At 62.8% G+C, this 537-nt stretch carries 1 protein-coding gene; it reads right to left on the reverse strand.

Annotation, left to right across the window (positions count from 1 at the left end):
- Nucleotides 1-537 (reverse strand): response regulator (locus KDM41_18915; GenBank protein MCB1185497.1); only part of this gene is annotated, 537 nt, incomplete at both ends.

Here is a 537-nt window from a genome sequence, read left to right on the forward strand (position 1 = left end):
TGGCAGCAACCGGTTGAGCATGCGGACCATGTGGTCGACCACCTCGTTGACGTCCACCGCCTCGAGGCGAGGCTGATCTCGTCGACTAAAAGCCAGAATTTGGCGGGTCAGGTCGGCGGCCCGCTCGCCTGCTTTTTGAATCTCTTCGGCGTCAGCCCGGCTCTGGGGATCCTCGAGCTCGGCGCAGAGGATGCTCGAATAGCCGAGAATGCTGGTGAGCATGTTGTTGAAGTCGTGGGCGATGCCTCCGGCCAGTCGACCCAGGGCTTCGAGCCGTTGGGCTTCGCGAAATCGGTCGCGGGTCGCCAACATTGCCTCGGTGACTCGCTTGCGCTCGATAGCATGCAGCAGCACACGACGCAGCACGGTCGCCTTGGCGCTGTCCTTCACAAGATAGTCCTCGGCTCCTTCGCGCAGAGCGGCGATGGCCATGCGTTCGTCGTCAAAACCCGTCAGGACCACGATCGGTATGGAGGGAAACTGGGCTCGCAAAGTGGAGACGCCGCCCAGACCCGTCGCGTCGGGCAAGGAAAGGTC

This window comes from bacterium (assembly GCA_020440705.1).
Lineage (GTDB): Bacteria > Krumholzibacteriota > Krumholzibacteriia > LZORAL124-64-63 > LZORAL124-64-63 > JAGRNP01.